Origin of the sequence: Rhodococcus sp. APC 3903, from assembly GCF_030407755.1 — a bacterium.
GTDB classification, from domain to species: domain Bacteria; phylum Actinomycetota; class Actinomycetes; order Mycobacteriales; family Mycobacteriaceae; genus Rhodococcus_F; species Rhodococcus_F erythropolis.
In genome coordinates this window covers 414,777-438,337 of record NZ_JASDCV010000002.1, presented here as the reverse complement: position 1 = coordinate 438,337, position 23,561 = coordinate 414,777, and the positions used below count along the sequence as shown (strand labels likewise).

General features: G+C 62.4%; 27 protein-coding genes, 3 tRNA genes and 1 pseudogene. 10 read left to right on the top strand and 21 right to left on the bottom strand.

Going from position 1 to position 23,561, the window contains the following annotated elements:
- Positions 1 to 52: 52 nt before the first annotated feature.
- The gene (locus QMA15_RS04505; protein ID WP_007731646.1) at positions 53 to 682 is read right to left on the bottom strand and encodes a TetR/AcrR family transcriptional regulator; all 630 of its coding nucleotides are present in this window, start codon (positions 680 to 682) and stop codon (positions 53 to 55) included.
- A 250-nt stretch (positions 683 to 932) separates the two neighbouring features.
- On the opposite strand from QMA15_RS04505, the gene QMA15_RS04500 reads away from it, so the two are divergent.
- Complete coding sequence (locus QMA15_RS04500) at positions 933 to 2,042, top strand: sensor domain-containing diguanylate cyclase (protein ID WP_029254271.1); 1,110 nt, start codon at positions 933 to 935, stop codon at positions 2,040 to 2,042.
- A 12-nt stretch (positions 2,043 to 2,054) separates the two neighbouring features.
- Here the strand turns inward: QMA15_RS04500 and QMA15_RS04495 are convergent, their stop codons facing one another.
- The gene (locus tag QMA15_RS04495; protein WP_003943908.1) at positions 2,055 to 2,510 is read right to left on the bottom strand and encodes an Rrf2 family transcriptional regulator; all 456 of its coding nucleotides are present in this window, start codon (positions 2,508 to 2,510) and stop codon (positions 2,055 to 2,057) included.
- 128 nt (positions 2,511 to 2,638) lie between these two features.
- On the opposite strand from QMA15_RS04495, the gene QMA15_RS04490 reads away from it, so the two are divergent.
- On the top strand, positions 2,639 to 3,580 hold the full coding sequence (locus QMA15_RS04490; RefSeq protein WP_029254270.1) for a sterol desaturase family protein: 942 nt from the start codon (positions 2,639 to 2,641) through the stop codon (positions 3,578 to 3,580).
- On the opposite strand, the gene QMA15_RS04485 is transcribed toward QMA15_RS04490, so the two are convergent.
- The 3 genes from QMA15_RS04485 to QMA15_RS04475 form a co-directional block, all read right to left on the bottom strand.
- Positions 3,546 to 3,884, bottom strand: coding sequence for a DUF202 domain-containing protein (locus QMA15_RS04485; RefSeq protein ID WP_029254269.1), 339 nt, complete (start codon positions 3,882 to 3,884; stop codon positions 3,546 to 3,548). The genes QMA15_RS04490 and QMA15_RS04485 overlap by 35 nt on opposite strands.
- Entirely contained in the window at positions 3,885 to 4,235 is a 351-nt protein-coding gene (locus QMA15_RS04480) for a DUF202 domain-containing protein (RefSeq protein WP_029537421.1), read from the bottom strand.
- A 123-nt stretch (positions 4,236 to 4,358) separates the two neighbouring features.
- Positions 4,359 to 5,042 (bottom strand): YceI family protein, encoded by a 684-nt coding sequence (locus QMA15_RS04475; RefSeq protein WP_019746487.1) that lies wholly within the window; start codon positions 5,040 to 5,042, stop codon positions 4,359 to 4,361.
- Between the two features lie 244 nt (positions 5,043 to 5,286).
- Here QMA15_RS04475 and QMA15_RS04470 point away from each other — a divergent pair, with 244 nt between their 5' ends.
- The gene (locus QMA15_RS04470) at positions 5,287 to 5,460 is read left to right on the top strand and encodes a hypothetical protein (RefSeq protein ID WP_003943953.1); all 174 of its coding nucleotides are present in this window, start codon (positions 5,287 to 5,289) and stop codon (positions 5,458 to 5,460) included.
- 549 nt (positions 5,461 to 6,009) lie between these two features.
- On the opposite strand, the gene QMA15_RS04465 is transcribed toward QMA15_RS04470, so the two are convergent.
- A complete protein-coding gene (locus QMA15_RS04465; protein WP_157902087.1) occupies positions 6,010 to 7,026 on the bottom strand; it encodes an Abi family protein in 1,017 nt (338 codons plus the stop codon).
- A gap of 424 nt (positions 7,027 to 7,450) precedes the next feature.
- Here QMA15_RS04465 and QMA15_RS04460 point away from each other — a divergent pair.
- Positions 7,451 to 7,765: pseudogene (locus QMA15_RS04460) on the top strand (tyrosine-type recombinase/integrase); the annotation flags it as partial.
- Between the two features lie 15 nt (positions 7,766 to 7,780).
- On the opposite strand, the gene QMA15_RS04455 reads toward QMA15_RS04460, so the two are convergent.
- The 4 genes from QMA15_RS04455 to QMA15_RS04440 all read right to left on the bottom strand — a co-directional run bounded on the left by QMA15_RS04455 (position 7,781) and on the right by QMA15_RS04440 (position 9,260).
- Positions 7,781 to 7,871: transfer RNA gene (locus tag QMA15_RS04455), tRNA-Ser, on the bottom strand.
- A 56-nt stretch (positions 7,872 to 7,927) separates the two neighbouring features.
- Positions 7,928 to 8,119 carry a CsbD family protein gene (locus QMA15_RS04450; RefSeq protein ID WP_003943869.1) on the bottom strand — a complete coding sequence of 64 codons (192 nt, stop codon included), beginning with the start codon at positions 8,117 to 8,119 and terminating at the stop codon, positions 7,928 to 7,930.
- A 139-nt stretch (positions 8,120 to 8,258) separates the two neighbouring features.
- On the bottom strand, positions 8,259 to 8,720 hold the full coding sequence (locus tag QMA15_RS04445) for a nucleoside deaminase (RefSeq protein ID WP_019746485.1): 462 nt from the start codon (positions 8,718 to 8,720) through the stop codon (positions 8,259 to 8,261).
- The gene (locus tag QMA15_RS04440) at positions 8,721 to 9,260 is read right to left on the bottom strand and encodes a tRNA adenosine deaminase-associated protein (protein WP_003943823.1); all 540 of its coding nucleotides are present in this window, start codon (positions 9,258 to 9,260) and stop codon (positions 8,721 to 8,723) included.
- A gap of 48 nt (positions 9,261 to 9,308) precedes the next feature.
- Between QMA15_RS04440 and QMA15_RS04435 the strand changes: the two genes are divergently transcribed.
- A complete protein-coding gene (locus QMA15_RS04435; protein ID WP_029254267.1) occupies positions 9,309 to 10,283 on the top strand; it encodes a prephenate dehydrogenase in 975 nt (324 codons plus the stop codon).
- 11 nt (positions 10,284 to 10,294) lie between these two features.
- Here the strand turns inward: QMA15_RS04435 and QMA15_RS04430 are convergent, their stop codons facing one another.
- The gene (locus tag QMA15_RS04430) at positions 10,295 to 10,882 is read right to left on the bottom strand and encodes a putative glycolipid-binding domain-containing protein (protein ID WP_019746484.1); all 588 of its coding nucleotides are present in this window, start codon (positions 10,880 to 10,882) and stop codon (positions 10,295 to 10,297) included.
- Positions 10,883 to 11,120: 238 nt separating this feature from the next.
- On the opposite strand from QMA15_RS04430, the gene dcm reads away from it, so the two are divergent.
- The 5 genes from dcm (at position 11,121) to QMA15_RS04405 (ending at position 15,577) form a co-directional block, all read left to right on the top strand.
- Positions 11,121 to 12,266, top strand: a complete 1,146-nt coding sequence (dcm, locus tag QMA15_RS04425) for a DNA (cytosine-5-)-methyltransferase (RefSeq protein WP_174531793.1) — start codon at positions 11,121 to 11,123, stop codon at positions 12,264 to 12,266.
- The gene (locus QMA15_RS04420; RefSeq protein ID WP_029254265.1) at positions 12,263 to 13,138 is read left to right on the top strand and encodes a hypothetical protein; all 876 of its coding nucleotides are present in this window, start codon (positions 12,263 to 12,265) and stop codon (positions 13,136 to 13,138) included. The genes dcm and QMA15_RS04420 overlap by 4 nt, the downstream gene beginning before the upstream one ends.
- Before the next feature lie 10 nt (positions 13,139 to 13,148).
- Positions 13,149 to 13,553, top strand: coding sequence for a very short patch repair endonuclease (locus tag QMA15_RS04415; RefSeq protein WP_019746481.1), 405 nt, complete (start codon positions 13,149 to 13,151; stop codon positions 13,551 to 13,553).
- A gap of 10 nt (positions 13,554 to 13,563) precedes the next feature.
- On the top strand, positions 13,564 to 14,253 hold the full coding sequence (locus QMA15_RS04410; RefSeq protein WP_007731663.1) for a DUF998 domain-containing protein: 690 nt from the start codon (positions 13,564 to 13,566) through the stop codon (positions 14,251 to 14,253).
- Between the two features lie 79 nt (positions 14,254 to 14,332).
- Entirely contained in the window at positions 14,333 to 15,577 is a 1,245-nt protein-coding gene (locus QMA15_RS04405; protein WP_113683467.1) for a prolyl oligopeptidase family serine peptidase, read from the top strand.
- A gap of 1 nt (position 15,578) precedes the next feature.
- Here QMA15_RS04405 and QMA15_RS04400 read toward each other — a convergent pair whose 3' ends face one another.
- From QMA15_RS04400 to QMA15_RS04355, 10 genes are all read right to left on the bottom strand, one after another.
- The gene (locus tag QMA15_RS04400; RefSeq protein ID WP_019746478.1) at positions 15,579 to 16,757 is read right to left on the bottom strand and encodes a cation:proton antiporter; all 1,179 of its coding nucleotides are present in this window, start codon (positions 16,755 to 16,757) and stop codon (positions 15,579 to 15,581) included.
- A 34-nt stretch (positions 16,758 to 16,791) separates the two neighbouring features.
- Positions 16,792 to 17,421 carry a pyridoxamine 5'-phosphate oxidase family protein gene (locus QMA15_RS04395; protein ID WP_279162950.1) on the bottom strand — a complete coding sequence of 210 codons (630 nt, stop codon included), beginning with the start codon at positions 17,419 to 17,421 and terminating at the stop codon, positions 16,792 to 16,794.
- On the bottom strand, positions 17,418 to 18,233 hold the full coding sequence (locus QMA15_RS04390) for an ABC transporter ATP-binding protein (protein ID WP_279162949.1): 816 nt from the start codon (positions 18,231 to 18,233) through the stop codon (positions 17,418 to 17,420). The genes QMA15_RS04395 and QMA15_RS04390 overlap by 4 nt, the downstream gene beginning before the upstream one ends.
- On the bottom strand, positions 18,230 to 19,282 hold the full coding sequence (locus tag QMA15_RS04385) for an iron chelate uptake ABC transporter family permease subunit (RefSeq protein ID WP_279162948.1): 1,053 nt from the start codon (positions 19,280 to 19,282) through the stop codon (positions 18,230 to 18,232). The genes QMA15_RS04390 and QMA15_RS04385 overlap by 4 nt, the downstream gene beginning before the upstream one ends.
- Positions 19,279 to 20,322 carry an iron ABC transporter permease gene (locus QMA15_RS04380; RefSeq protein WP_020968171.1) on the bottom strand — a complete coding sequence of 348 codons (1,044 nt, stop codon included), beginning with the start codon at positions 20,320 to 20,322 and terminating at the stop codon, positions 19,279 to 19,281. The genes QMA15_RS04385 and QMA15_RS04380 overlap by 4 nt, the downstream gene beginning before the upstream one ends.
- Positions 20,319 to 21,353: an iron-siderophore ABC transporter substrate-binding protein gene (locus QMA15_RS04375; RefSeq protein WP_020968170.1), complete on the bottom strand. Its 1,035-nt coding sequence runs from the start codon at positions 21,351 to 21,353 to the stop codon at positions 20,319 to 20,321. The genes QMA15_RS04380 and QMA15_RS04375 overlap by 4 nt, the downstream gene beginning before the upstream one ends.
- 156 nt (positions 21,354 to 21,509) lie before the next feature.
- Positions 21,510 to 22,286, bottom strand: a complete 777-nt coding sequence (locus tag QMA15_RS04370) for an AraC family transcriptional regulator (protein ID WP_029537413.1) — start codon at positions 22,284 to 22,286, stop codon at positions 21,510 to 21,512.
- A gap of 187 nt (positions 22,287 to 22,473) precedes the next feature.
- A tRNA-Arg gene (locus QMA15_RS04365) sits at positions 22,474 to 22,546 on the bottom strand.
- 82 nt (positions 22,547 to 22,628) lie between these two features.
- Positions 22,629 to 22,720, bottom strand: a tRNA-Ser gene (locus tag QMA15_RS04360).
- A 96-nt stretch (positions 22,721 to 22,816) separates the two neighbouring features.
- Positions 22,817 to 23,536, bottom strand: coding sequence for a dienelactone hydrolase family protein (locus QMA15_RS04355; RefSeq protein WP_113683463.1), 720 nt, complete (start codon positions 23,534 to 23,536; stop codon positions 22,817 to 22,819).
- Positions 23,537 to 23,561: the final 25 nt, after the last annotated feature.

Below are 23,561 nucleotides of genomic sequence, written 5' to 3'. Positions count from 1 at the left end.
CGGTGCGTGTACGTGGACAGGTATTACGTGTGGGGCTCAGAGACGGGACATCTCAGGGACGCGACATCTCAGGGGCGGGCGGCGGCGCGGGCAATCCGGCACGAATCTGCCGAAAAGCGTCGTGAACCAACTCCTCCGGACTGGAAGCCTCCGACTTTCCGCCAGTCCAGACGTCGATCACCGATTTAGCGGCTCCGCCCACCGCTCCCAGGAGGAGCGTCGGGTACAGGTCCTTCTCGGCGTCGGTACCGGTGCGTTCCGCCAATGCCTGAACGACTGCACGGTTGATCCGCTGATGCATGTCTGCGGCATCCCGGTAGAGCGCGGGACTCGAATCCGACAGCAGCCAGATACTTGCCTTCTCACTCCCACTCGGACCTGAGTCGTTCACGATTTCGACCACAAGTTCTTCGAGGACGTCGAGAATTGGTTCGTCCGCGGGCCGCGAGGCAAGCGCCTCGATCCACAGGTTCACCGATTCCTCGAAACTGGCGAGCACTGCCTCCTCCTTGCTGGAGAAGTAGTTGTGGAACGTCCTCGTCGACACTCCGGCCTCGGAGGCGATCGCGTCAGCGGTGACGCATTCGATCCCCAGCGCACGAGCGAGCCGTGCTGCCGCGCCACTGAGTGCGGCACGGGTTGCTGCCTTCTTGCGGTCGCGAAGGCCTTGTTCGATGATCACTCCAACACGGTACCCAACTTGCAGAGCTCTGCAACTTTGCAGAGCTCTGCAATATTGTGCGATCGAACACACAGCGCGGAAACTCGAGGCGTACCTCACACTCACGCACGGCAAATGCCTGAACAGCACGACAGAGAGAGTTGTGAGCAGCTCCACGGCGTGACGCCCACTGCCAAGCTGACGCGTGAATCAACATGGCCTGACATACTTTGCGGTGAATTAACCGCAATGTGCTCGGCGAAGGAATCTGATGGACCCGCTCCTGCATACCTGGCCGGTTTCGTCCACGGTAATGCTGTGGGGATCGAAGTCCGGACGAGGCTCCGTACTACGTCTCGTCCGTCTCACCATCGGATTCTGCTCACTCAATTTCTCGATCGTGGCGTTCCTGTTTCTCCTCAGCGGAGAGGGCCCGGACGGACCGTTTGCGCGCAGTTGGCTCGTCGGCATTGCGACCGTCAACCTGATCCCCACGATTCTCTGGTTTGTCGGCCGAATCAGAGGTTCACGCATGCTCAAGCTCTACGGTCTGTGGGCGGATCTCGGAACTGCCTCGATTCTCATCACCTTCACCAGCCATAACGCCGCCCTTTTCGGCGCGGCACTCTTTGTCGCCACCGGCGCCTACTTCACCTATTTTCTCGACCGCCGCTGGCTGGCATTCCACCTCGCCTTTGCCACGACGTTTGTCATCGCCCTGACCGTGCTCGGCCTGACGAACGGCGACTACTCGGCAACCAGCGTGATTGCACGCACCGACGTCGTACTGTGTGCCGTGATCTTCATTCCGGCCACCATTCAATTCACCTGGCGGCAATTACTCTCGCGCGCAACGGGATCCAAGGTGGATGCACTCACCGGACTGCTGAACCGGCGAGGGCTGTGGGACATGTCGGAGCGCATCTGGTCGGTCGCGTCGGCAAATCGTGCCGACATTGCTGTTGCCGTCGTCGACATCGACAAGTTCAAGGCTGTGAACGACACCTTCGGTCACGAAGTCGGTGACGCCGTCATCATCCGGACCGGAACGCGCCTGCAGGAGCATGTGAACGGTTTCGGCTACGCCGCGCGCACCGGCGGCGAGGAGTTCACCGTTGTGATGATCGGCACCCCGTACGGACTTCGCAAAAGAATCGCGACACTGCCCAAAGCCGTCGTGAACGCTTCCGACGACCCCTTGGCCACGGTCAGCGTCGGAGCAGCGACGCTACCTTTCATCCCGTATCAGGAAGAGTTCGACTACAACGAGTTCTCCCGAGCAATCGTTGCGGCCGATCATCTGATGTACGACGCAAAATCCGCGGGAGGCAACACTGCGAACACTGCTCCTATGACTGTTCCGCGTCGACGGGCACCCTGAAACCGGGCTGTATCAGCGCCGATTCCACGCCTCGGGATCTGCCGTCAGTTCGTGAATGAACTCGGGCAACTCCCCACCTGCAACATCGGTGAGTGTGACATTTTCGAGCACAGCACGGAGGTTGACGCGCACTGCAATCCACACCTCCTTGAGGGGCGTCGCCGGCCCCCCGTAGTCGACGTCTTCCGGTCGCTGACCCCGAATCGAAGCAAGCGGTCCTTCGACGGCTCGTATGACGTCGGCAATCGTGATCTCGTCCGCGGACCGAGCGAGCCAGTATCCCCCGTCCGGGCCTCGACGGCTGTTGACCAAGCCGCCGCGCCGCAGGTCGGAGAGCACCGCTTCCAGGAACTTGTGGGGTATGACCTGGGATTTGGCGAGAAACTCGGCCTTGGCCGGGTCAGGACCTACTGCCGCGAGCTCGACCAGAGTCCGCACGGCGTAGTCCACCTTCGCGGTGATATGCACCGGCAATTCCTACCATCGTTCTATGAATAGTCGCAACAAACCTGCGAGTTCTTCGCCGCAAAGGGTTCCATGACGTTACATTTTGATGCATGATGTAACGATCGAAGCTAGAGAACAGGACAAATCGCGTGTGGGAGACCCTTCTCGAATCATGGAAGTCACTTCTCGAACCGCTCCATGATCCAGTCACGCTCGCAATCCCCGCGTTTGTCATCTTCCTGGCAATCGAATGGTTCGCGGCCCGCGCTCTCGAGGATCATCCCGACGACGCCGACGGACGCGCACGACCCGAGGAAGGCGGCTACCGAAGCGTCGACGCCAGAACCAGCGTTCTGCTCGGACTCGTGTCGATCGCAACGAGCACCTTCTGGAAAGTGCTGGCGCTGATCGGCTATTCCGCAATCTGGGTGTACCTCGCTCCGTGGCACCTCTCGCCGACGGCCTGGTACACCTGGGTGATCCTGCTGCTCGGAATCGACGTCCTCTATTACGCGTATCACCGCATCGCGCACCGAGTTCGGGTCATCTGGGCCACACACCAGGCTCACCATTCGAGTGAGTACTTCAACTTCAGCACCGCACTGCGGCAGAAGTGGAACAACAGCGGTGAGATCATCATGTGGTTGCCGTTGCCGTTCCTCGGGATTCCGCCGTGGATGGTGTTCGTCGGCTTCTCCGTCAGCCTCGTCTACCAGTTCTTCGTCCACACCGAACGTGTCGGAAAACTCTGGCGGCCCATCGAATTCATCTTCAACACGCCGTCGCACCATCGCGTCCACCACGGGTCCGACGCCGAGTACCTCGACCGCAACTACGCCGGAATCCTCATCATCTGGGACCGGATGTTCGGAACATTCGCAGCCGAAACCCACCGGCCCACCTACGGACTCACGACGCCGGTCGGAACGTACAACATCTGGAAGCTCCAAACACGCGAATACGCTGCCATCGCTCGCGACTGGAAAGCGTCGAAGTCGTGGCGCCAGCGCGCAGGCTACGTGTTCGGCCCACCCGGCTGGGCACCCAAAGCCGAGGTTACTTCAACAGAATCCACAGCCCCGTCGCACTGAGCAGGAGCAGGGCGACCGCGAGAGCTGCACCCATACCCAAAGCTGGCGTTGCCTTTTCGGCTGAGAACTGGGCCAACCGCCTGGGCCGCGACCGACGTTCGTAGACCGTCACCGCCACGACAAGCACGGCAGCGAGGGACGGGCCGATCAGTGCTAGCGAACCGAACGGCGGCAACCATCTCAAACAGGCGGCAGACAAGCCGAGGATCGACAGACTCGTCCGTACGAACGAGAGCGATGTGCGCTCGGACTGCAAGCCCTTGTCCGGAGGCTTGACACCTTCCGACGGTTCCAGCGCGGTCAATCAGTTCACGACCTCGACCACCAGGACGGTCGCGCAGATCACCAGCACGATGCCGACCACCGGCGCCATCAGCGGTACCGGCAACGAGCGCTCAGCACGCAGTGCTCGCTCGGCGCTGATCCAGTGAACAAAAGAAGTGATGGCGATCAGAGCGCCGCCGACGAGTAACAACGCTGCCAAGCCGGCACGAACCGTCGGGTTGAGAATGTCGCCGCCGAACGCTTCGAGTCCGACGCCCGACGCGACAAAGGCCGTCGCCGTGCGGATCCAGGCCAGATACGTCCGCTCATTGGCGAGAGTGAACCGTGGATCGGGGTCTTCACCCGTTCGGAACGGTCTCCACCGGGGCATCACCTGTTCATTCCGTCCGGGCAGAAATCACACACTGCCTTCGGAACGGACAACAAGAAAGGAAGGTCATGTCCTTAATCTTCCCTGCCCGCCCCGAAGCAGTGCGAATCGGGTAGACGTAATTCAGCTCGCGGCGAGTGAGACGAGGAAGTCCACCGATCCACTGGCGTCGACGGTGACAAAACCGAGGGACGGGGGTTCAACTCCGAAATCGGTCCAGGTGACCGGAATCGAGCCCGATGCGATCAGCGAATCACCCGAATGCAGCACGGTCATGTCGACCGACACCGGCTTGGACTGACCTTTGAGAGTCAAGGTGCCAGACACCGTGACCGTCGCCGTTGTTCCGTCCGTCGGCACAGCAGCCAAGTCCACCGGCGAGTCGATCGTGAACGTCGCCGTCGGATACGTGCTGGTATCCATCACATTGCCCGTGAACTGGCCGTCGCGCCGATCCGAGTCGGTCTTGATGCTTGCCACCTGCACCGTCACTTCGCCTGACGTGAGCTTTTCACCCTCGACAACCGCGTTTCCGCTCACTTCGCCGGTGGTTCCGACGACGGTCACACTCGATCCGTTGAGAATCTCGTGCACGGTGTACCCCGCTGCCGTCTGGTTGTCCCCCTGCCCGGCGACGACGGTCCACTGCCCGTCGATCGATCCGGACGCCGCTTCTGCACCCTGAGTGGATACCACGGCCGCCGGCGCATCGTCTTCAGCGATGAATTTCCCGTACGCCCACGGCCCCACAAGCAGGGCGAGTACGACCACAACTACTGCTCCGCCGATCCACCAGATCTTTTTCATGGGTTCGACGATAGTTGCAGCTTCAACGATTGTCAGGAGTTACGACCTGGGAGAACCCTGTGAAAGCGCTCCACGAACACCGAAAGCGGGCACACCCACAGCCATTAGTAATCATTTGGTAAAGTGGTTTTTGCATTCCGGCCCCCAGCCTGGAGCGCCTGGGCCGTGCGCATCGAATCATGCATCGATCCCGATGCGCACGGTCTGCCCGAAACACGAATCACACCGATCGGGGGAGCTCGCAATGGCGGACCTGACGCTCCTGACCGACGACGAGTTACGCGAGCGTCGGATCGCCCTCAGTCGATCCCTCACTACCGCAGCAGATTTGATCCCCACCCCGCCACCCTCGTTCTTCGAGAAGCTGAAGCAGGACATCGATGCCGCCGCTGCAGAGTGGATCGCTCGCCGCTCCTGAACTTCGTCAACCTGTGAATGTCCACCGGAGGACGGCCCCTCCCCCATAAGACTTAGTGCGGCTTCCGATCTCCTCCGAAGTCCAGCGCTGTCCTCGTCCGAATGGCGGACTGGCCGGTCGTCCGATGGTCCAGTCGGAGCGTGTCCGTCCTGACGGTCGGCAGCGCTCGCACGCCAGGTTTACCACACAAAAAAGCTCCCCACCTGCGTGAACAGGTGGGGAGCTTTGGCGGTGGCGGAGGGATTTGAACCCTAATCGACCGCCTGGCCAGAGGCGTAAACACCGCCTGAACTGGCCGAATACATCACCGGAGATAACGCTGAATCACCCGGTTTTGAGGTGAAGTGTGGCCAAAATGTGGCCACGAAAACACCCTGGGCAACTACTAGCGTTACGCCAGTAGACGCCAACTGTTGGCGTAGCGCCCACGGTTGACCTTTCCCGGAGCCGGGAAGCTATCTCAGATTCTCCCGAGACATGCCCATAGAGTTCGATACGCCTGAGCAAGCCACCGGCACTTTTTGACGGGGCTCCGCAGAAAGGTGCCGGTCAACCTTTGGCCGGGACCGCGCTCCACAGAGGAAGCGACTCCCAGCCTTCTACAAAGCCCATGTCACGCCCTGGAGAGATCCCCTCGATGACTGGGAACTTCTTGACGTGACTCCTCAGGTCAAGGGGCCAGGTAGAGCGAGGTGAAATTCTGCGAGTCAAATACGCTAGGCACGCAATTGGCACGTACAACTTCTCTCGTGACCCACCCGACGCAACATGCTGCAGATCCTCGCCAACCTGAGTCTTGTTGAAGTTCCCAGCCTTGTAGGTCAAGGTTCTGTTCCATAAACGGCTGTGATGGGCGCACAGGTTACGCAAATAGTTCAGGTCCCGCAGCCAGCGGCCGAGGAGTGGTCCGCCCTTCACCCCCATTGCGGACGCAATCTCGTTTTGGTCGACCTTGCGTAGGAGCTGGAAGAGTCTGGCCAGTGCACCGAAATCGAGGAACTCTACTGCGATCCAGATCGGTAACTCACCGCCATACTTTCCTCGGTGATGTACGACGTAGTCCTCGTTTTTCGCATCTGATTCGAGCTTCCGGTACCGCTCAATCCATTCGTCAAACCTGTCAGCCGGAGCGTGATGGGCGCCCAGCGCGGGACGCTTCGAGGGCTCATCGCACGAATCCGGCTCAAGCGACTCCCGATGTACATGGCCGAACACATCTCGCCTACCAAGCACGTAAGCGAGCCGTGTTCGTAAGCCGACCTCGACCGTTTCGAGGGCATCGAGGCATTTCAGCCGCAGTTTCCGATCAAATCTCCACAGACTCTCGATGTCGGAAACATGCGTGTCACACCGGATCTCCTCCGCGCGAAAGTGGGCTCGGCTAACCTTCTGGCGCTGGTCGGGAGGCAGGAGCTCGCGGAATGGATAGATGTACGCCGAGAGTCGGTAGTAGCCGACCATCTCCACCAACCCGATAGCTGCGTCCTGGTCGGGGCAAACGATGCCTCGCTGCTGCATCTTCGCAACCTGATCGGCGTAGGTCAGGTGCGGTTTGTCGTAGTCCATGCCCATACTCATGCCCACCCAAAGGAAAACCGACCCTTGATAGCCCAAGGGCTAACAGCGGGGTCGGTGTTTATGACTCGACTGTAGCGCATGTCCGACGTCGAGTAGTAATCACATTTACATAACAAAGCATCAGTGCAGATCATCCGACAGACCTCGTCTCACGACACGCAAGGTGGCGTAGGCACGCGTAGATCACCGCTGAGTATGCCGGGAAACGAGTTCAAACCTGCGGGGTTGCGGGGTTTAGTTAGGACATGACTGGAACCGAAGCGATTGTTATTCCACCCGCCGTTGTCGATCTCCTTCGAGACGTTGTCCGCCAACTGGCTGGCAATCGCCTCAGTCGAATCGAGTCTGAGCGAACAGGGCAAGTCGAACTCAGGACGGGGGAACCACGTCTGCTTAACGCTGTTGAGGCAGGCAAACTGCTCGGCGTTGGTTCGTCGGCGCCGTCAAGCGCGCTGGTGTCCAGACGATCACTCCCCACGATCTGCGGCACACCACGGCGAGCCTGGCGATCAGCTCTGGCGTGAATGTTCTGGCGCTGGCAAGGATGCTCGGGCACACTTCGGCGAAGGTCACCCTTGACACATACGCGGACCTGTTCGATACCGATCTCGACGACGTGGCGGTCACGATGGATAAGGCTTACTCACCGGCGAGTGTGGCCAAAAAGTGGCCACAAACGGGCGGAGATTCACCCGATTTGGCACAAAAAAGCTCCCCACCTGCGTGAACAGGTGGGGAGCTTTGGCGGTGGCGGAGGGATTTGAACCCTCGGACGGGGGTTACCCGTCACACGCTTTCGAGGCGTGCTCCTTAGGCCGCTCGGACACGCCACCGTTGGTGACTTTACCGGATGGAGTGCCCGTGGCCGAAATCGCCAGGTGGAGCGGTATTACGTGAGCTTGTCCTTGATGCTGGATGCGGCGTCCTTGACCTTCTCGCCGGCATCCTTGACGGCCGATTTCACCTGGTCGCCTTTACCTTCGTTTTCGAGGTCCCGGTCACCGGTAGCGCTGCCAGCAGCTTCCTTGGCCTTGCCCCCGAGGTCTTCGGCCTTGTTCTGAGCCTTGTCTGCGATTCCCATGAGTACTCCTCTGTGAACGCGAACGAATCACCTTCCGGCGATTCGCCGATACCCTGACGGCATCTGATCTCCACCATGCCCGTGATTACCGGTTCCGGCTACCCGAGTGTGCGATCACTCTCGATGGGGAATACCGATTTCAGGCCCGCTGCTCGCGGAAGAAATCTTCCAAAAGCCCAGCGCATTCGTCCTCGAGGACCCCGCCGCGCACCTGCGGCCGATAGGTCAATCTTTTATCTCGAACTACGTCCCATAATGATCCGACGGCTCCGGTTTTCGGCTCCCACGCCCCGAAAACAACCCGAGAAACCCGGGCGAGGACCAGAGCGCCAGCACACATCGTGCATGGCTCGAGGGTGACGGCCAGCGTCGCACCTTCCAGGCGCCAGCCGTCACCGTAGATTCTTGCGGCAGCGCGCAACGCGAGGATTTCGGCATGCGCGGTCGGATCGGACGACGCTTCCCGGGCATTGGCGGCCCGAGCAACTTCGACGCCGTCTGCGTCGAACACCACTGCCCCGACCGGGACGTCTGCGTCGGAGGCGGAACGTGCGGCCACGATGGCCGCACGGATCATGCGCTGATCGTCAGCGAGAGTCATCTAACGCGGGAGCTTGTCGAGCGCTGCGCCGAACTCGGACGCGAACCCGAGTCGCTGCGCGATCATCCCCAACTGCTCGTCCGGATAAAGATCGGTCTCGGCCGCGATGACGGCGAGCACGGGTTCCGGCAGGCCCAGATCGGCCAGGACGGACAGGTCGCCCTCTTCCCAGGGTTCGACGTCGTCGAGGTCGTCCGGGTCGATGTCGGGGATCTCGATGTGCAAGGCGTCGAGGACGTCAGCTGCGATGTCGTAGTCGATGGCGGCGGTCGCGTCGGAAATCAGCAACTGCGTGCCGGACGGCGCCGGACGCAACACGATGAAGAACTCGTCGTCGACGTCGAGAAGACCGAAGACGGCACCCGAACTTCGCAGCTCACGCAGCTGCGTTTCGGCGGCCGAGAGCGAGGTCAACGCGTCGGGCGTCAGTGCCTTGACCGTCCAACGCCCCTCTTCACGGACCACCGCGACACCGAAGCCTTCAAGCTCCTCCGACTGGTTCGAAGAGGCGCTCTTGTTACCCGCGCGCTGTGCACCCATGGCGCAACGGTAGCCCGCCTGGTGCCAGTGAGTGAAGTCCGAGCATCGATGTGCCAACCTGAACTCGTGTCTGCGATCGATTCCGCCCCACCAGTCTGCGTTCTCGGCCTCGGATTGATCGGCGGTTCGCTACTTCGCGCCGCCGTCCGATCCGGTCGTCAGGCGTGGGGTTACAACCGTTCCAGCGAGTCCGCCGACGCGGCCCGAGCCGACGGTTTCGACGCCGACACCGATCTGGTTTCAGTGCTGCAGAGAGCGAACGAGAGCGGTGCGATCATTGTGATCGCCGTGCCGATGCCTGCCGTCGACGCCACCTTGGAGGCAATCGCCGCGCATGCGCCGAACAATCCGATCACGGACGTCGTCAGCGTCAAGGGCGAAGTGAAGGCCGCGGTCGAACGAGCGGGCTTGAGCGCCAAGTTCGTGGGCGGTCATCCGATGACGGGGACGTCAGCTTCGGGTTGGGCGGTCGGGGATGCCGATCTGTTCGTCGACGCGGTGTGGGTCGTTGCCACCGACAACGGCGTCGACGCAGACGTGTGGTCGCAGGTCGCCGACCTGGCACTCGACTGCGGCTCGGTGGTGGTGCCGGCCGAATCTCTCGAGCACGATCGTGCAGTCGCGCGTATCTCTCACCTGCCCCACCTACTGGCGGAAACACTCGCGATCACCGGAGCTGCCGGCGGCGAACTGGCTCTTGGGCTGGCCGCCGGGTCATTTCGCGACGGCACCCGCGTAGCCGGGAGCGCTCCTGGCCTGGTGCGGGCGATGTGCGAGGGCAACCGTGACGCCCTGCTGGTCGCACTGGATGAAGCGCTCGTCCTTTTGCAGGGTGCACGTACCGATCTGCTCGACAACGGCTCCACGGCACGATTGGTGGACGCAGGGTTCGCTGCGCGCGGCGCTTACGAGTCGCACGAGCGTTGGGACATCGAAGACCTTCGGGTCGGAGAACCCGACTGGATCGAGCGGATGCGGGACGCCGGTCGACGCGGTGGTGTCATCCGGCGATCCGAAACCTAGAAGTACGAAACCTAGATTCGAGTTGCCAGACCCGGGTAGTCGAGGACGAAGCCTTCGGTATCGACGGCCAGCGTCGAGCTGGACACCGGGGACAGCACACTGATTCCGTCGGTGCCGCTGCTGTAGGTGATGGTCGCACCCTCGACGCGCAGGTCGAGAAGGTTGACGTAGACGACCGGGACCTCGGCGTCTTCGATGTCGTTCTGCAAGCCGACGCGGCGGATGGGCAGCGTGTTGAAGAACGGGCTGAGGATCACGTCGACATCGAGTGCGCCATCGAACGCAGAGCGCTGGTGACTGGCGCCGTTCTCGACCATCCAGGTGCCTTCTTCGTCCCGGCTGATCGACATCTGACGCTCACCGGCGGCCAGGGCGGTCCGCACCGACAGCCTGCGGGTGATGCCGGCCTCGTCGGTGACCAGGTCGTATGACGCGCTGAATGCAGGGTGCTCACTGCAGGCTCCACCGATGATCCGGCCGGAAGCCTTGATGCGATTTCCGTTCAGCTGCACACGAACAGACTCCATACGAGGAGCGTTGTGGGCCTGCCAGGTCAATACCGCGGGCCAGGACGCGTCACCGGAAGGTTGGATGCTCACCCGACCACGGTAATGGACGAACGGGCGCGGAGCACCGCTGGTTCGGGTTATTGCTTCGATCAGGGACCTTTTAGGGACTTCGATCGGCCCCGAAGATCTCGATGTAAGGCGTTTCACAACGGTTCTTCCGTAAGGAGCACCCCGCAGACCGAATAGTTGGCAAACGGTGTCGGAGTTCTCGAGTACCGTGCTTCTAGGTCGGTTCGTGAGGAAGGGTGCTGTGACGTCGTCGCGGAGCATGGTGGGTTTGTTTGCCGGTATCGGCGGGCTCGAGTTGGGGCTCTCGGAACATGGGTGGAACACCGAACTGCTGTGTGAAATCGATCCGGGCGCCCAGGCAGTTCTCCGTTCGCGTTTCGCCGACGTGCCGTTGCACGGCGACGTCACCAAACTGCGCGCGCTGCCCAGCGACATCGAATTGGTGGCCGCCGGTTTCCCCTGCCAGGACCTCTCTCAGGCCGGCAAAACGGCGGGCATCACCGGCGCACGCTCAGGCCTGGTGGACGAGGTGTTCCGTCTGGTCAAGCGCAAGAAAGGCCCGCGCTGGCTGTTGATCGAGAACGTTCCGTTCATGCTGCAACTCGGCAAGGGCGCTGCCATGCGGCACATCACCGACGCTCTCGAAGACCTCGGATACACCTGGGCATACCGGGTGGTCGACGCCCGCGCCTTCGGACTCCCCCAGCGCCGCCAGCGCGTCATCATGCTTGCCTCGCGCACGGACGATCCTCGCGAAATCCTGTTCGGCCAGGACGCCGGCGAGCGCCTGGGAGGTGATCCCGCGGACTACCCCTGCGGCTTTTACTGGACCGAAGGCACCCGCGGACTCGGATGGGCCGTCAATGCCGTGCCGACGCTCAAGGGCGGCTCGTCCGTCGGCATCCCCAGCCAGCCGGCGGTCCGGTTGCCGTCCGGTGAGATCGTCACTCCCGGCCTCGTCGACGCCGAACGCCTGCAGGGTTTCGATCCCGACTGGACGCTTCCGTCCGTCGAGGTTCCCGGCCTACGCCACAGCCACCGATGGAAGCTCGTCGGCAATGCCGTGAGCGTGCGGATGGCATCGTGGGTCGGTGGCCGGTTGAACGATCCCATCGAATACGACGCCGCCGGCGAGACGCCACTCGAACCGGGCGACGCGTGGCCGAGTGCGGCGTGGGGCCGTAACCGCCAAGCCTTCCGCGTCCACACCTCGACCTGGCCGGTCCAGTACGACTACGAGGATCTGAGCGGTTTCCTCGAGGACACGCGGTTGCTGTCGGCGCGGGCCACAGCCGGCTTCCTCAAGCGCGCACGCATGGGCAACCTTCGGTTCATCCCCGGTTTCATCGAGGACGTCGAAAGCCATCTCGAGCGGATGGGCGGATACCCCGAGGCCGCGGCATGACGGAATCACTGTTCCCCGAACCTGAAACGCTATTCCCCGAACCCCTGCTTTCCGAGCCGGAACACGAACCACTGTGGAGCGCACTGCAACTCGCGGGCGACAAGCCCCCGGCCGACGCCGATCGCGGCGAGAAGAAGAACTACGCCCAGCGACTCTCCAATCAACTGGCACAGACGGTGGCCGACGCTCTGCGTCCGCTGTATCCCAACATCACCCCGACAGCGTCCGGCGAAGGCCAGGAGGCAACCGTTGATGTCGCCAAGGGCCGAAAGCGCTTGGACGTCAAGGCACTCGACCCCACTCTCGGCCTGATCCTCTGCGTCTCCATCAAGACGTACAACTTCCAGGACTACAGTCCCCGCAGCGGAAAACTTGGACGGTGGACCAAGAACATCGTCCGCAACGACCACGAATTGCGTGGCGAGGCAATGGTTCTGCATCAGCGTCAGCCGTACAGCGTGTTGGTCGCCGTCATGTTCGAGCCGTACGCCACGTGCGACGACGGCGACCCGACCAAGACCAGCGACACCGGCAAATCCTCTTTTGCACACCACGTCACGACGCTCTCGAAGCGCTCGGGCCGGGGCAAGCGCGCGGTGGTCGGCGTTCCAGGAAAGGCCTGGGTGGATCTCGGCGCCGAGGACACCCGCTACGACCTCTTCGAGAAGGTCTACATCGGACTCTACGAACCCGATGGCGCGGTTCGGTTCTTCGACGTCGACGAGCCGCCGCCGCGCAACGGCCGGCCCACCGAAGCTCAGACGCTCTCGTTCACCGACTTCGTGACCGTCGTGCACGGTGAAGTGGAGCGTCGCAACAGGTTTGCGCCCACCTGGTCCGATCCCGAAGACAGCGACGATTCCGACGGCTGAGGGAACCACGGTGCCTGCGACGGATCCTGCCACCAGCGCTCGGATGAGCGCTCAGCGTCGGCGCGACACCAAACCTGAAATTGCACTTCGACGCGAGCTTCATCGGCGCGGACTCCGGTACTTCGTGGACCGGGCGCCTGTCAAAGGTGTTCGCCGACGCGCTGATCTGGTGTTTCCGCGCCGCAAAGTCGCGGTGTTCGTGGACGGATGCTTCTGGCACAGCTGCCCGCAGCATGCGACGTTTCCCAAGAACAACGCGCAGTGGTGGACGGACAAGTTGGCCGCCAACGTGGTTCGAGACCGCGACACCGATGCACGTCTGGCAGAGCAGGGTTGGACCGTCATCCGCATCTGGGAGCACGAAGATCCGCTGGTAGCAGCCGAACGCGTCCAGAAAGCCCTGCTCGGTCCGTAAGCTCGATTTCGTGAAGGAACGCAACGTTGCGCGGTGGGGTTTGGTGGCTGCGCTGGCTCTGGGCGGAATTGTCTACTCGTCGTGGATTCTCGAATTCTTCCTCGACACCGGCCTCGACCCGGTGACATCGTTCCTCAGCGAACTCGATGCCGAGAACCAGAAATACCGTGACGTCTTCGGCAATGCCGACGTCCTGTCCGCGATCTTGATGTTGATCTCCGGAGCGCTGGGTCTGCTGATCACGCCCAGGCGCAGGCTCTACGTCACGGGCTGGATTGCACTTGCAGTGTTCGGCATCGCCACAATCGCCGACGCGTCGTTCCCTCTCGAATGCTCGGGTGAGGGCTGCCCGTCGAGCGCACCCGACGGCCTACTTCCGCAGCTTCACCACGTTCACGCATTGACGAGCAGCGTGGCGGTGTTCGCGATCTTCACCGCGATGATCGCATTCACCGTGGGAGCGTTCAGGTATCGCGAACACCCTTCTTTGCGGACGACGGGTCTGACCATTTTGATCCTGACTTCCCTTGCGACGGTGTGGATGTTGACGACCAACAGCATCGAAGTCTCCGGCGGCGGTAATCTCGGACTGGGTATCGCTCAACGCGCACAGGTGCTGGGGATGTCGTTGTGGTTGTGCACCCTGGCATTTGCGATGTCGAGGCCGCCATCCACCGGGCTCCCGGCGTCGCCACGCTGACAGGTTTTCCGGCAACCGATTCGGGCGATCCTGGAACTACAACTGAAAATGGCTGCCCCGAACTAGCGAAGGTGTGCCCATGTCTCTCGCGTCGTCGTTCTTCGCCCATCCACACCAGGCGTTCACTGCCGGTTTCTACCGCAACGAGTCCTTCGACTTCGAGCTACGAGTCGTTCTCGGGCAAGCCACCTACGGCGCGGCAGATACCGGCGAAGTGCTCTCGGCCATCGCTCATGTCGGCGAGAAAGACCTCGAGGGCTGGTACGAGGCCTGGTTCGACCTCGGCACACGAGTATTCGGGCACGCCGATGAGGCGGCCGAGGCCGGGCATTCACGAAGCGCGTCCAACGCGTACCTGCGGGCGGCGTCGTACTTCGGTGTGGCGATCAACGCCGTAGACGGTCTCAGCGACGATTCGGTTCTGGTCCCCACTTTCAAACGTCACCGACAAGCGTGGGACCGCTTCGTCGACACCACCGCCCAGCCCGTCGAACGCGTCCGGATCCCTTACGAGGACACCTACTTGCCCGGGTACTTCTTCCGGCCACCCGGCGACGTGCGACGGCCGACGTTGATCATGGTGAACGGTAGCGACGGCCCGATCAGCGGACTGTGGGGCAGCGGCGGCGCCGGGGCCCTCGAGCGGGGCTACAACGTGTTGATGTTCGACGGTCCCGGTCAGCAGTCGATGCTCTTCGAGCGCAACATCCCGTTCCGTCACGACTGGGAATCCGTCATCACGCCCGTCGTCGACTATCTCGTGGACCGGCCGGACGTCGATGCGTCGAAGCTGGCGATCTACGGGATCAGTCAGGGCGGTTACTGGGTACCGCAGTCGTTGGCGTTCGAGCATCGGATCGCGGCAGCGATCGCCGATCCGGGGGTCGTGGACGTGGCCGCGTCGTGGCTCGCCCATATCCCCAAGAACATGCAGAAGCTGCTCGACGAGGGGAAGTCGGAGGCCTTCGACCGCGACATGGCGATAGGGCTGGGGATGAAATTCTCGAAGGACAGCGCCCGGATCTGGCGCTTCCGAGCGCGTCCGTACCTCGCCGACGGCTACTACAACACTCTCGCCGAGGTTCGGAAGTACCACCTCGAACACGTCGCCGGCTCGATCTCCACTCCCCTGCTCATCACCGATCCGGAAGGCGAGCAGTTCTGGCCCGGTCAATCCAAGCGGCTTGCCGCCCTATCCGGCGGACCGACGACGGTGGTTCCCTTCACCGCTGCCGAAGGCGCGAACTTCCACTGTCAGCCCATGGCGAGGCGTCTGACGGATCAGCGAATGTTCGACTGGCTCGACGAGCAGTTGGATCTCTGAATCAGGACACTTTCTCCTTTTTCGTCAAGAGAGTGGCGAGCATCGGCAGCAGTAGAACGGTGATCGCCCCGGCCGCGACAAGAATCGACGCGTTGTCCGACGACATCTGATGCGCGTCGACGGCAGCGCCCGTGACCGCCACGATCATGGGCAGACCGGTAGCCCCGTACAACGCGACTTGCGCACTTTCGCGCGTGGTGAAGGGCGGCTCGACCTTCTCGAACTTGGTCACGAAGAACACCGGCACGCCGCGGACGACAACGATCAGGATCAGAAACGCAATCAGTATGCCGGGACTGGCGGCGACCGCCGAGACGTCGATTGCCATGCCTGAAGTGATGAAGAAGATCGGGATGAGGAACCCGAAGGCGATCCCGTCGAGCTTGATCTCGAGGCGCTCGTCGCCCTCTGGCATCAGTCGCCGCAGGATGAAGCCGGCGGCAAACGCGCCGAGAATGACGTCGAGTGAGAACACGGCCGACAGCACTCCGAGGCTGACCAACAACAGAACGGTGAGGCGGACCGTCGTCTGCGCCGTGGTGTCCGCTCCTGCCCGCACCAGCCGATGTGTCCACGAGCCTTCGTGAATCAGCTTGCCGGGCAGCACCGCCACGACGATGGCGATCAAGGCGAAGACGGCAAGAACGATCAGCGACAGGACGGCACCACGGGCACTCAGCAGCACCGCCATCGCGACGACCGGCCCGAGTTCGCCGACGGCCCCGTGATTGAGGACCGTCTTGCCCAAGCGTGTGTCGAGGAGTTTGTTGTCCTTGAGGATCGGCAACAGCGTGCCCAGTGCGGTCGACGTCATTGCGATGGCAACAGCGGCTTCCGCGGAGATCACGTTCCTCATGCCAAGCAGCGCGACCACCGTGAACGCCAACGCGAGGCAGAACAGCCACGTGTAGAGCGCTCGACGTCCGCCGCGCCCACTGAGTTCCTGTCGATCGATCTCGTAGCCGGCGAGCAGGAACAGCATGCCGAGGCCGAGTTCGCGGAGGATTCCGATCGCTTCGCTGTCAGCGGCGATGTTGAGGGCGAACGGCCCGACCACGGCGCCCGCGACCAGTAGCAACACCACTTCGGGAACCAGTCGACGCGGGATCAAGCCCGCGACTATCGGCGCGATGGCCGCGATCAGCGCAATCCAGAACAGCGACGAGGCAATTGAAGGCACGGATCATTATCGGACATAGGTGACGGATCTGCGCTCAGTACAGGTACTTGCGGTACGCCTCCTGCCGAGCCGGCTCCAGATCCTCGACGCGCAGGCTGTGCTGCTCGGCCATCATGTCGCGCAGACTCGGTACGTCATCGGATGCGGGCCACGTCGACGGATCCCACAGCTTCGCCCGCAGAATCGCTCTCGCGCAATGCAGATACGCCTCGTCGATCTTCACGATCACCGCAAGCTGCGCCGGCTTGCCGTTCATCGCCATCGAGTCCAGCAGATCAGGATCGGTGGACAGAGTCGCCGTGCCGTTGACGCGCACGATCTCGTCGTGCCCGGGCGCGAGAAAGAGGATCCCCACGTGAGGATTTTCGATCATGTTCCGGTACGAGTCGGCGCGCCGGTTGCCCGGACGATCCGGGAGCACGAGCGTCTTCTCGTCGGGAAACAGAACCTGACTGACCAAGTCTCCGCGCGGCGAGCAATCGCAATTTCCAGCCGCATCGGATGTCGCAAGCACAAAAAACCGTGCCTGCTCGATGAATTCACGGATCAACGGAGTCGTGTAAGCGGTCTGCTTCTCCATGATCGTCGGATGGGGCTGTCCGAGAATCGCATTGAGTTGTTCCACGGATTCGATCCGCCCGCCCGGGGCGTTCGACGCCGTCACGTCAACACGTCGTCGAGAACGTGGTGGCGCCCGAGCGGCAACACCAACGGCTTACCCGAGATGGGGTCGGGGATGATTCGGCTCTCGAGACCGAAAACGGTGCGGACGTTGTCGCTCGTGAGCACCTCGGCAGGATCACCCTCCGCGTAGACCCGGCGATCGGCCATGGCGACGAGGTAGTCGGCGTAGCGGGCGGCGAGATTGAGATCGTGCAGAACCATGACAATCGTTGTACCCCGAGTCCGATTCAGGTCGGTGAGCAGGTCCAAGACCTCAACCTGGTGGCTCACGTCCAAGAAGGTAGTCGGCTCGTCGAGAAGAAGCAGATCGGTTTGTTGGGCGAGCGCCATCGCAATCCACACACGTTGGCGCTGACCACCGGAAAGTTCGTCCACCGATCGTTCGGCCAATTCGGTTGTGTCCGTTGCCGCAAGCGCCTCAGCGACGGCTGCGTCATCCTCGCGACCCCACCTCGACAGCACCCGCTGATGTGGATGTCGGCCTCGGCCGACGAGATCGGCGACAACTATCCCTTCCGGTGCGATCGGTGACTGCGGCAGCAGACCGAGCGTGCGAGCGAGCTTCTTCGCGGGTAGGCGATGAACATCCTTGCCGTCCAACAGAACATGACCGCTTCGGGGACTGAGTAGCCGCGACATCGACCGCAGCAGCGTCGATTTGCCGCACGCGTTGGCGCCCACGATGGTCGTGATCTTTCCCGGCGGCACCGCGAGGTCGAGCGATTCGACGACGGTCCGTCCTCCGTAACCGAGTTCGAGGTTTTCGACAGTCAGAGTATGGGATTCGGTCACAGCGAACCTCCCGTTCGGTTGGAGCGAATGATGAGGTAGACGAGATACGGCGCTCCCAGCGCGCCGGTCACCACGCCAACGGGGTAGCGGGTGCCGAAGGCGTACTGTCCGCAGAAATCGGCAACTAGCACCAGCAGCGCTCCGACCAGCGCCGACGGAATCAAAAGTGATGTTCCCGGACCGACGATGCGGGCGGCGATGGGCCCTGACAGAAATGCGACGAAGGCGATGGGCCCCGCAGCGGCAGTGGCAAAGGCGATGAGTCCGACGGCCGCAATGATCGACAGAATGCGCGTTCGTTCCACTCTGACGCCGAGCGCTTGTGCTGCGTCGTCACCGAGCTGGATGGTCGAAAGGTTGCGCGATTGGCTCAGCAGCACCGGTCCGAGGACAACCAGCGCCAGGACCACGGGAACCGTCGAACCCCAGTTGGCACCGTTGAGGCTGCCGGTGAGCCAACGCATCGTCTCCTGCAGATCCCACGCGGCGGCGGTACTGAGCAGGTAGGCGGTGACGCTGTCGAGCATCGCGGCGATGCCGATACCGATCAGGATCAGCCGAGTGCCTGCTACACCGTCTCGGAAGGACAGAACGTAGATCAAGACTGCGACGCCCAGACCGACAGCGATGGCGAAGATCGAGACCTGCGAGCCGCCGAGCGAAAGCGAGATGATCGCGAAAGCCGCTGCAGCGCTTGCGCCGGAGCTGATCCCGATGATGTCGGGGCTCGCGAGCGGGTTGCGCAGCATCGTCTGGAACGTGATGCCACCCAAGCCGAAACAGATTCCGGCGACCACAGCGAGGACAGCGCGAGGCAGCCGGAGGCGGCCGACGGTGAACGAGGCACCAGGTACTTTCTCCCCCAGCACGACGCGAAGCACATCTGACGGCGGGTAGAAGGTTTTTCCCACCATCAGAGTGACCGCGAAGGAGGCGACGACGAGGACCGTCAGCACGGCAATCACGATGCGGCGGCGTCTACCTCGTCGGATACGGCTTGCTCCGACTGCGTCGACCTCGACTTCGGGAGTAACGAATGTAGTGGTCACAGCTCACGTATTTTCTGACGGCGGACTATGTAAATGAAGAAGGGCGCTCCGACGAGCGCGGTGATGATGCCGACGTCGATTTCGCTCGGCCGGGCGACAATTCGTCCGAGAATGTCGGCGGCGACGAGAAGGCCGGCACCTGTCAGCGCAGAAAACGGTAGTAGCCAACGGTTGTCGATCCCGATCAGCAACCGGCACAGATGCGGGACAACCAAACCGACGAAGCCGATCGGTCCGGCAATGGCAGTGGCCGCACCGCAGAGCAACACTGCACCGAGCGCTGCCACTGCACGAACCACCGCGACGCGTTCGCCGAGACCTGACGCAACCTCGTCGCCGAGCGCAAGAGAGTTGAGACTGCGCGCTGACAGCAGACAGATCACGAAGCCGACAATGAGGAAAGGCAGACCCTGCCGGATCACCTCGAAACTCGCGCCACCGACGCCGCCGATCTGCCACGAACGAATGTTGCCCGCAATATCGTTTCGCGGCAGCATGATCGCAGTGATGAACGAAGCAAACGCAGCCGATGTTGCGGCCCCGGCAAGAGCCAACTTGAGTGGCGTGGCTCCACCTCGCCCGAGTGACCCGACTACGTAGACGAACAATGCCGCCCCGGCTGCACCGAGTACGGCCACCCAGATCATGCTGGTCTGGGTCCACAATCCGAACCACGCCATTCCGATCACCACGGCGAGCGAAGCGCCCATGTTGACGCCCAGGATTCCGGGATCCGCCAAAGGGTTTCGGGTAATCCCCTGCATCACCGCGCCGGCAAGACCGAGCGCAGCACCCACGACGATCGCGAGCACCGTCCGCGGAATGCGCTTGGCAATCGCACCCTGACCGATATTGTCGGTGGAACCGCCAAGTGCGGCAACGATGTCGGACCAATCGACCTCACGAGAGCCGATGACGATCGAGGCGCACATGAGCACCGCGAGGACCACGAGAAGGGCGATCAGCCACAGCGAATTGCCGAACGTCGGGCGCCGCGTATCGCTGGCGCCCGACGTCGAATCCTGCGAGGTTACAGTCACTCCGACTTTCCAGCAGCCCCGGCGAGCAGATCGACATAGTCGCCGAGTACCCACGAAATGGCGAGCGGAGTCGGGTTGGCCGCCGTTCCCATCGGCCCGGTTCCGTTGAGGAACACGATCGAATTGTTGGCGACGGCAGGCATCTGCGAGAGCAGCGGGTCAGCCTTGAGTGCGTCGACAAGTGCCTGGTCACCGTAGGTGACGATCAGTTCGACGTCGTCGAAGACGTCCACACGCTCGGCACTGACCTTCTTCGAGAACTCACCACCCGTCGAGGCGTCGGCAACGCTCTTCGGCGTCGAAAGTCCAAGGTCCTCGAAGAACGCGGCACGTGTGTCGTTCGCAGTGTAGAAGCTGACCTGACTCAGGTCGGCAGTGTCGACGTGCGTCAGGAACATTGTTGCTTTGCCGGCAAGCTGCGGATGTGAGGCAACCTCGTCGGCGATCTCCTTCTCGATGGTGGAGATCAGTTCCTGCCCTTCGGATTCCATGCCGAGGCCCATGCTGTTGAACTTGATGACGTCACGCCACGACGTCGCCCACGGCCCCTCGGGATACGCCACAACCGGAGCGATCTCACTGAGAGTGTCGTAGTCCTCCTGCGTCAATCCGGAGTACGCGGCAAGAATGACGTCAGGGTTCGTATCGGAGACGGCTTCGAAGTCGATGCCGTCGGTCTCGTCGAAGAGCACCGGCGGCTTCGCGCCGAGGTCGTCGAGCTTTTCCTCGACCCACGGCAGCATTCCGTTGCCGTTGTCGTCACCGAAAGTCGCCGCTGCCATTCCGACGGGAACCACGCCGAGAGCAAGGGGCACTTCGTGATTGGCCCAGGCAACGGTGGCAACTCGCTCCGGCTTGGCGTCGATCGTCGTAGTTCCGAAAGCGTGCTCGATCGTGACGGGAAAGGAGCTGGATCCGCTTCCGGCGCTGCCGCCGTCGGCGGTCTCCGAGGAGTCGGAACTGCAAGCTGTCATGCCGAGGGCGACTGCGACCGCTGCTGCGGCCACCGCCAAGAAGCGTTTTGAACGCATGAAAACAGAACTCTCTCGAGAAGGGGTACGGCCCTCAACCTGGCTCAATCGGGCACTTAGGTGAGGTTTGCCTAAACCGTATACGGGAGGGCAATGTGGCGCAATCGCGTGTTTGGGACACCCCGTGTAGCGATCAAGACAAGGTGTGATGGCCGATCAACTAGCCCGGAACATCCCTGGTGTGGCCCCGGTGGTGCGCCGGAATGCCGCACCGAACGCACTGGTCGAGTGGTAGCCCACGCGCTCGGCAACCTCTTGCAGATCCAAGCCGTGTGCAAGAAGCGTCACCGCCCGTTGGGCGCGCACCGCTGACACCCACTGCCCGAAACTCATCCCGGTCTCCGACCGAAATACCCGGGTGATGGTTCGCGGGCTGACGCCGAGGAGCCTTGCCCAGTCGGACAGCGTTCGCATGTCACTCGGATCGTCACCGATCGCGTCGACGATGGGTTGCAGAAGCGCCGAGTCCGGCACCAGAACCAGCAACTCGTTGGGTGACGGCGCCAGTACGTCGATCACCATCTGCTCTGTGAGCGAGCGCGAAGAGGTTCCGAGTGAATCGTCTGCCAGTCGCTCGAGGAGGTTCCGCAGCAGCGGAGTCACCTCGATCGCCACCGGCACGTCGGACAGAGACGGAACCGATGCGATGTCGAGCTGAGCGGCCCGATACCAGGTTCCGGCGGGCGCGATCGCCGAGTGCAGGACGCCGGCGGGCATCCACAGACCGACGGTCGGGGTGATCGTCCACGTGCGCGATCCCACCGTGGCGCTCGACGCTCCTCGCTCGTTCCACAACAATTCGTGGGTCGGGTGCGAGTGCGCCTCCCACCGGGTCTCGCGAGAGACAAGCTCGTCCATGCCCGCGATGACAAAGGGCACCTCGACCGCCCCGGCCGAGTAGACCGGGAGCGTCCGACTGTCGACGGTCTCCAACGGGTTCTCCTCGGTTTGCGCGGATGCTCCGGAGAAAGCATAGGTCGCGGGGATCGGTTGTTGGTTCCTACGATCGCGAGGGTCACCGACCGAAATTCGCCGAGGTGACGTCACACACATTCAAAAATTGCGAATGCACCACAACAAAAAGAAGGTCACAGACCGGAGTCTGTGACCTTCTTTCTTGTGCGCCCGAAGGGATTCGAACCCCTAACCTCTTGATCCGTAGTCAAGTGCTCTATCCGTTGAGCTACGGGCGCATGTTCTGTTGTCTTGCTGGTCTTGCGTGTCTTACCGTCGTACTTTCTATCATTTCTAACCCGCCGGTCAAAATCACCGGCTTGGCGGAGGCGAGAGGATTTGAACCTCCGGTCCCTCGTAAAAGGGACAACTCATTAGCAGTGAGTCCCATTCGGCCGCTCTGGCACGCCTCCCTGGGGGTTCCGATCCTTTCGGACCGCCGGATCGAAAGATTACACACCCTTCGCCACCAAAGGCAAAACGTGTGGTCAGCGCCCTGATTTGTCGACTTACCGCAGGTGGCTGTCGAACCAGTCGAAGATCCGGGTCTGAGCTTCGACGATCGAAGCCGAGCCAGGGTCGTCGAGGTCGGCGTCCTCGGACAGCTGTGGCGGCTCGTCGGCCCGGTGGGCCAGTCCGGCGTAGCTGACCACCAGTGTCGCGACGTCGGCCTTCGCGGTCGCTTCCCGGAGCAGAGTCACGTGCTCACGCGGCGTGCTGGGATCGTCCTCGCCGTACAGCGCCAACCACGGCGCCTGCAGGGAAGTGGCCGCGTCGACGAGCGCCTGAGCATCCACCGACAAGGCTTCGACGATTCCCCGGGCGGCGACGCTCACCGCGGCGCCGACGGGACGGCTGGTGGCCACGAGCATCGCGGCGGTACCGGCGTCGTCGAATCCGAGCACCCCGACGGTGTCCGCGAGAACTTCGCGTCCGACGAGCCAATCGAGGGTCGCGTCGAAGTCGGCGAAGAGGTTGTCACCGAACACCTCACCCTGCATGTGTTCGGGTTCGCGGTGGAACAGGTGCGGTGCGACGCTCACCCACCCTTCGCCGGCGAGTGCGCACATCAGATTCAGCAGAGCCGGGCTGAACTGGCGGGCTTCATGCAGGACGACGATCCCGCCCCGCGTCGGGCCGTCCGGCTCCACCACCGTCAGCGGAACAGCCGTGGCGACCTCCCCTTCGGCTCCGCGCAGATACGCGGTGGCCCGGAAGATTTCCGACATCTTCTAACTCTGACACGCAGACGGC

Excerpts from the sequence above, each read along its gene's own strand:
- QMA15_RS04500 (WP_029254271.1), top strand. The coding sequence starts at position 933 with ATGGACCCGCTCCTGCATACCTGGCCGGTTTCGTCCACGGTAATGCTG.
- QMA15_RS04480 (WP_029537421.1), bottom strand. The coding sequence starts at position 4,235 with ATGCCCCGGTGGAGACCGTTCCGAACGGGTGAAGACCCCGATCCACGG.
- QMA15_RS04475 (WP_019746487.1), bottom strand. The coding sequence starts at position 5,042 with ATGAAAAAGATCTGGTGGATCGGCGGAGCAGTAGTTGTGGTCGTACTC.
- QMA15_RS04470 (WP_003943953.1), top strand. The coding sequence starts at position 5,287 with ATGGCGGACCTGACGCTCCTGACCGACGACGAGTTACGCGAGCGTCGG.
- QMA15_RS04465 (WP_157902087.1), bottom strand. The coding sequence starts at position 7,026 with ATGGACTACGACAAACCGCACCTGACCTACGCCGATCAGGTTGCGAAG.
- QMA15_RS04450 (WP_003943869.1), bottom strand. The coding sequence starts at position 8,119 with ATGGGAATCGCAGACAAGGCTCAGAACAAGGCCGAAGACCTCGGGGGC.
- QMA15_RS04445 (WP_019746485.1), bottom strand. The coding sequence starts at position 8,720 with ATGACTCTCGCTGACGATCAGCGCATGATCCGTGCGGCCATCGTGGCC.
- QMA15_RS04440 (WP_003943823.1), bottom strand. The coding sequence starts at position 9,260 with ATGGGTGCACAGCGCGCGGGTAACAAGAGCGCCTCTTCGAACCAGTCG.
- QMA15_RS04435 (WP_029254267.1), top strand. The coding sequence starts at position 9,309 with ATGTGCCAACCTGAACTCGTGTCTGCGATCGATTCCGCCCCACCAGTC.
- dcm (WP_174531793.1), top strand. The coding sequence starts at position 11,121 with ATGGTGGGTTTGTTTGCCGGTATCGGCGGGCTCGAGTTGGGGCTCTCG.
- QMA15_RS04420 (WP_029254265.1), top strand. The coding sequence starts at position 12,263 with ATGACGGAATCACTGTTCCCCGAACCTGAAACGCTATTCCCCGAACCC.
- QMA15_RS04405 (WP_113683467.1), top strand. The coding sequence starts at position 14,333 with ATGTCTCTCGCGTCGTCGTTCTTCGCCCATCCACACCAGGCGTTCACT.
- QMA15_RS04375 (WP_020968170.1), bottom strand. The coding sequence starts at position 21,353 with ATGCGTTCAAAACGCTTCTTGGCGGTGGCCGCAGCAGCGGTCGCAGTC.
- QMA15_RS04355 (WP_113683463.1), bottom strand. The coding sequence starts at position 23,536 with ATGTCGGAAATCTTCCGGGCCACCGCGTATCTGCGCGGAGCCGAAGGG.